Genomic DNA, 4153 nt, shown 5'->3' on the forward strand with positions numbered 1-4153 from the left:
CACCGGCTCCGGACGCCTCACCGGCGGCCTGGGCGTACACCGCGGCGGTGTCGGCCATGTCGTCGGGCGCGATCTCGGAGGAGAAGTCACGCTGCCTCGTCCATGGGCGCCGCTGGGCCTTCGCCTCGACGTCGGCGCTGGTGAAGTCGAACTCCGGCAAGTCGCACCTCTCTCAGGGTGGTCGGCGGGGCGGTGGGGTCAGTTGGCGGTGGCGTCGTTGTAGACGGCGTCGTTGTAGCCCTCGACCAGGGCGTCGCGGTAGTGGTCGTAGGTGGCGCCCTCGACGTCGAGGGTGGCGCGGCGCAGGTCGTCCCGGTCGACGTTGTCCGACGACACGTCGGGCAACTGGTAGTCGCCGGACCCACGGTAGTCGGATCTGATGGCCGCGTCCGCGACGATCGCCCGCACGGTGTTGTCGCCGAAGTTGACCGCGTCCCACTGGGCCTGCTTGTGCGCCGCCGCGCCGTCGGGCAGCGAGTAGCGCAGGGCTTCGGTGATGCCGTAGGCGCCGACCGAGGTGATGGCGTTGCCCTTGCCGAAGTCGATCAGGGTGTTGGCGACCGAGGCGCTGGTGGAGAGGGCACCGTACGAGGTGAACTGCAGCTTGGACGAGTCGTCCGAGGTCTCCACCTTCTGCACGTACTGGACGGTGCCGGCGACCCGGCCGATGTCGTGGAACGTGGAGGACTGCTCGGGGCGCTCGCTGCCGCCGTCCCGGACGAAGGCGTTGTAGGCGGTGACCTCCTGCCAGGCGCCGACGCCCTCGAAGAAGTCCTGCCGCACGTCCTCCTCGCTGGCGTTCATCAGGGAGAACAGCGCCCGGCGGTCGTCGCCGTTGAGCTCGAAGGAGTACAGGTAGTCCTGGCCGTGCAGGTTCTCGTCGGTGAACTCCCGCCCGTTGGTGGACGCGGCGAACTCGGTCTTCTCGGAGCCCTTGGAGAGCATGTCCATGTACTCGAGCCCGGTGTCGCTGATGGCCCGTTGCAGCGCGGCGTGGTCGAGACCCATCGGGCCGTCCTGCGGGCCGCCCTGGCCGAGGATGTGCCGGCCGTTGTCGGGGGCGTCGGCGAGCAGGTTGAACGCCGCCTCGACGTACTGTCTGGCCTCCGGGTCGTTGTGGCCCACGCCCTCGGGGATGGAGGTGCCGGCCCTGATCAGGTCGGCGGCGCCGAAGCTGTCCTGCCACCACTGGCCGAGGAACTCGTCGCGGAAGTCGGCGTCGTTGAGGAGCGCCGCGGACGCCTCGGTGTTGCGGGAGACAGTGGTCAGCAGCCTGCTGCTGCCGGTGTTGGCCACCTGCTCGTCGCCGTAGATGCCGAGCGCCTGCTGCACGCCGGAGCGGGCCTGGATGTCGAGCGCGGCGTTCGCCATGTCCTTGGCGATGGCGTCGCCCGGCTGGAGGGTGCCGTGCGACATGATGTCACCGAACCCGTTGAAGAGCTGGAGTTCCTCGCGGAACCCGTCCGCGTCGGTGGTGCCGCTCTCGCCGGGCCACATCCGGCCGTTCTCGTAGTCGTAGACGAAGCGGCGGACGACCTCGGGCAGCGCGGCGCGGCCGGCCTCGGTGGTCGGGTCGTGCCCGCCGAGTTCGGGGTCGGTGAGCATGGTGAGGCCGTTGGCGATGTTCCGCTTGGCCTCGTCCCAGCCGCTGATCGTGTTGCCGAGGGAGGCCAGCGCCTCGGCGTCGACGCCCGAGAAGAAGGTGTCCAGGTAGGCGCGCTCCGCCGCGGTGAGGTCGCGCAGCGGGTCACCCGGGTTGGCGGAGTCGCCGAAGATCGCGTCGGCGATGCCGGAGAGCCCCTGGGTGTACATCGCGAGCAGCCGCCGGTCGGGATCGTCCTTCGCCAACTCCTCGGAGAGTTTGTCGGCGGCGTACTCGGCCTGACCCTCCGTCGTCCACAGCCCGAGCGGGCCCGCCAGGTCGTAGCCGAGGCCCTGGAGTTCGCTGCCGTACTCCATGAGCCGCTGGCGGTAGGCGTCGATGTGGTCGCTGATCTCGTCGTAGCTGGCCTCGGCGCTGTCCACGGCCCGGTCGAGGTGCTTCTCGCGGATCTCGGAGGCGAGGCTGTCGGGCAGCGAGTAGACGTAGCCGCCGCCGGACTCGGCCTGGTCGGCGTTGATGGTCTTCCCGTTGTGGGTGACGCGGACCGCGACGGTGCCGGAGACCGCCCCGCTGTTGTTGGCCTCGGTGACGGCTCCCTCCAGCGCGGACTGCCAGCCGTTCCACTCGTCGACGGCGTCCTGGAGGTGGTCGGTGTACTTCTTCTCCAGACCGTTGGTGCCGTGGATCTCGTCCTGGACGTCCGACTCGGCGTCGATGGCCCGGTTCATCGCCTGGACGAGGCGGGTGACGACCTCGTCCATGTCGGCGCCGTTGCCCTGCAGGCCGCGGGCGGTCTCGTCGATCCGGCCCTCGTCGTCCACCAGTGTGGCGCCGTCGAGGCCGCCGGACTCGGCGCCCAACCGGCTGGCCTCCTCGGCGAGTTCCCCGCTGTTCTCGGCCTCGCCCGCCGCACGCGCGTAGATGGCGGCCGTGTCGGCCATGTCCTCGGGGTCGATCTCCTCGGAGAACTCCCTCTGCCGAGTCCACGGCTTCTTCTCGCCGGCCTTTCCTTCGACTTCATCTCTCGTGAAATCAAGCTTGGGCACGACGGGCTCCTAGGACTCAGGTACAGAGGGAGATCATCCTTGAACTCACTTGCTTTAGTTGGTGAACAACTTCTTACCCGATGATGAAGCGCTGATGCTAGACGGCGTCCGAAATTCCCCGAAAAACGGCGGAGTTCCGTGACTCGACGGTGGACGCGGCGACATTGATGGCCGCGTCGGCGTCGACCTCCATCTCGTCGCCCGTGCCGGCGACGAAATTGTCCGCCCCGGCCATGCCCTCCCGGCCTTCGGCGGCCCGCGAGACACCCCGTGACTGTGTGTCACGTGTGCTGATCACGGCGTTGACGAAGGCGTCCGCGCCCGCGTAGCTACTGGCGTTGGGGGTCGCCCGGTCCAGATAGCGCCGCGTGCTCTCCGCCATCTCGGCGGTCTCGTAACTGCCACGTGCGGATTCCCGGAAGCCGTCCGGAATGTAGTAAAGGCCGTCACCGGACACTGGTTTCTTCCCCTTCCGTGGTGGCGGATCTCCGTAACCCGGCACGGGCCGGGTCACGGAGATCCGCCGTCATTCCGGCGGAACGCCTACGCGCCGAGCACTCCGTCGCTGGCATTCCGGTTCGACGCCCACACCGCCGGATCCTCCGTCAGCTCCGTGGGCTTGCCCATCCGGGCGCGCTCGTCCCTGTCGCGGTCCGACCGCTTGGCTCCCGGGGAAGGAGGGGGGGTGCTCCCCGGACGCCCGGTCAGCCCGTGCCGGGCGGACGCGTCCCTGGCTCCGGACCGCCAGGTGGCGGCCGGCTCTCCGACACGGGCTCGCGAACCGGCCCGCGTGCCGTTCCTCGTGCCCTGCTGCCCACGCCCGCCGGCCGCGGCCGCGCCGGGCCCCGGGGCGAGCGCGCGGGCACCGGCGCCCGCGGTGCGTTGGCCGGCCGGGAAGGGAACGCTGGCCCCACGGGCCGCGCCCCTGCCACCGGCACCGAGCCGTTGGCCGGCCGCGCCGCCCCGGCCCGCCGCCGCGCCGGGCGGTGGCGTGAAGGGACGACCGCCCTGCCCGGCCTCGTGCAGCGCGAACCGGTTGGCCACGGTGGCCCGCCGAGCGAGGTTGTTGGTGGCCTGCTGCGCCATCTGCCCGCGCGCGGGCCCCGAGTTGCCGACGCTCGGCGGCATGATGCCGTTGTAGAGGCTGGCGAGGCCGCCGGCGCCGAGGGCGCCGACACTCGCCAGGCCCCCGGTCGTGGCCACCACGCCGGGACCGCCGCCGATGCCGGAGAGACGCGTCGCGTACTCCGTGACCTCGCCGAACGGCTCCCCCGTGACCGGATCGATCCACCGGCCGGCCTGGGGGTCGAACTCCCTGCCGGTCGCCGGATCGACGAGATGCCCGGTGTTGGGGCTCTCCACCCAGCCCGCGAAGTCCCCTCGGTCGGGGCCCTGCACGCTGGAGCCCGGGTACTCCCCGGAGCCGATCACGCTGCCGTTCGGCGCCTCGTAGTCGGGCCGCGTGACGGCACCGACGGAGCCACCGCCGGCCACGCCACCACCG

Annotated in this window: 2 protein-coding genes and 1 pseudogene; all 3 read right to left on the reverse strand. The window is 70.9% G+C overall.

Features of this window, described 5'->3' with window-relative positions; all coding sequences use genetic code 11:
* Positions 1–198: 198 nt before the first annotated feature.
* Positions 199–2649 (reverse strand): hypothetical protein, encoded by a 2451-nt coding sequence (locus tag E1283_RS32965; RefSeq protein ID WP_132821837.1) that lies wholly within the window; start codon positions 2647–2649, stop codon positions 199–201.
* Between the two features lie 97 nt (positions 2650–2746).
* The gene (locus E1283_RS32970) at positions 2747–3106 is read right to left on the reverse strand and encodes a hypothetical protein (RefSeq protein ID WP_132821838.1); all 360 of its coding nucleotides are present in this window, start codon (positions 3104–3106) and stop codon (positions 2747–2749) included.
* 86 nt (positions 3107–3192) lie between these two features.
* A pseudogene (locus tag E1283_RS37705) lies at positions 3193–4153 on the reverse strand (hypothetical protein); the annotation flags it as partial.

This window comes from Streptomyces hainanensis (assembly GCF_004348415.1).
Classification (GTDB): domain Bacteria; phylum Actinomycetota; class Actinomycetes; order Streptomycetales; family Streptomycetaceae; genus Streptomyces; species Streptomyces hainanensis.